Origin of the sequence: Variovorax sp. OV700 (genome assembly GCF_900099805.1) — a bacterium.
Lineage (GTDB): Bacteria > Pseudomonadota > Gammaproteobacteria > Burkholderiales > Burkholderiaceae_C > Variovorax.
The window spans coordinates 1-1,860 of the sequence record NZ_FNDR01000034.1 but is presented as its reverse complement, the minus strand read 5'-3'; the positions used below and the strand labels follow the sequence as shown (position 1 = coordinate 1,860).

The 1,860-nt window shown below is 67.6% G+C and carries 1 protein-coding gene; it reads right to left on the bottom strand.

What is annotated here, in order from left to right:
• Positions 1-1,860, bottom strand: a 1,860-nt coding sequence (gene acs / locus BLR24_RS30190; protein ID WP_093024373.1) for an acetate--CoA ligase, incomplete at both ends; no start/stop codon positions are given.

The window sequence follows — 1,860 nt, the reverse complement described above, 5'->3', positions numbered from 1 at the left end:
TGACAACTGCTCCAGAATGGCCGGATTCTCCAGCGTGGACGTGTCCTGCGTGATTGCCTCCCCCTTGGCGATGCTGCGCAGCAGGCGCCGCATGATCTTGCCGCTGCGCGTCTTGGGCAGGTTGTCCCCGAAGCGGATGTCCTTGGGCTTGGCAATGGGCCCGATCTCCTTGGCCACCCAGGCGCGCAGTTCGTTGGCGATCTGCTTGGCCTCCTCCCCGGTCGGGCGGCTGCGCTTGAGCACCACGAAAGCGCACACCGCCTCGCCCGTCACGTCGTCGGGCCGGCCCACCACCGCCGCTTCGGCCACCAGGTCGGTCTTGGACACCAGCGCCGATTCGATCTCCATCGTGCCCAGGCGGTGGCCCGACACATTGAGCACGTCGTCGATGCGCCCGGTGATGCGGAAGTAGCCGCGGTCTTCGCTGCGTACGGCCCCATCCCCGGCCAGATAGATGGTGCCGCCCATCTCCTCGGGGAAGTAGCTCTTCTTGAAGCGCTCGGGGTCGTTCCAGATGGTGCGGATCATCGAGGGCCAGGGCCGCTTGATGACCAGCATGCCGCCCGCGCCATGGGGCAGGTCCTTGCCGGTCTCGTCCACGATGGCGGCCATGATGCCCGGCAGCGGCAGGGTGCACGAGCCCGGCACCAGGGGCGTGGCCCCGGGCAGCGGCGTGATCACGTGGCCGCCGGTCTCGGTCTGCCAGAAGGTGTCGACGATCGGACATTGCTCGCGGCCGATGTTCCGGTGGTACCACATCCAGGCCTCGGGGTTGATGGGCTCGCCCACCGAGCCGAGGAGGCGCAGGCTGGAGAGGTCCCAGTTCTTCGGGTGCACTTTCTCGTCGCCTTCGGCGGCCTTGATGAGCGAGCGGATGGCGGTGGGCGCGGTGTAGAAGACGCTGACCTTGTGCTTCTCGATCATCTGCCAGAAGCGCCCGGCGTGCGGGAAGGTGGGGATGCCTTCGAACACCACCTGGGTGGCGCCGGCGGCCAGCGGGCCGTAGGCCACATAGGTGTGGCCGGTGATCCAGCCGATGTCGGCGGTGCACCAGAACACGTCTTCGGGCCGGATGTCGAAGGTCCAGTCCATGGTGAGCTTGGCCCACAGCAGGTAGCCGCCGGTGGCGTGCTGCACGCCCTTGGGCTTGCCGGTGGAGCCGGAGGTGTAGAGGATGAAGAGAGGATGCTCGGCGTTCACGGGCACGGGCGGGCAGTCGGTGCTCTGGCCGGCCAGGGCTTCGGCGAAGCTCTTGTCGCGGCCTTCGACGCGGGCCCAGGCGGTGGGGGTGCGCTCGTAGACGAACACGGTCTGGATCGATTCGCAGCCGCCCATGGCGATGCCGTCGTCCACGATGGCCTTCAGGGGCAGCTCCTTGCCGCCGCGCAGCTGGTAGTTGGCGGTGATGACGGCCACGGCGCCGGCGTCGATGATGCGCTCTTGCAGGGCCTTGGCCGAGAAGCCGCCGAACACGACGCTGTGGGTGGCGCCGATGCGCGCGCAGGCCTGCATGGCGATGACGCCTTCGACGGTCATGGGCATGTAGACGATGACGCGGTCGCCCTTCTGGATGCCTGAGGCCTTCAGCGCGTTGGCGAACTGGCTCACGCGGGCGAGCAGCTCCTTGTAGGTGATCTGGGTGACGGCGCCGTCGTCGGCCTCGAAGACGATGGCGGTCTTGTGCTCCACGGGGGTGCCGATGTGCCTGTCCAGGCAGTTGGCGCTGGCGTTGAGTTCGCCGTCGCCGAACCATTCGTAGAACGGCGCCTTCGACTCATCCAGGGTCTTGGTGAAGGGCCGCGTCCACGCGAGGTTGTCCTTGGCCAGGCGGGACCAGAAGCCTTCGAAGTCCTGTTCGGC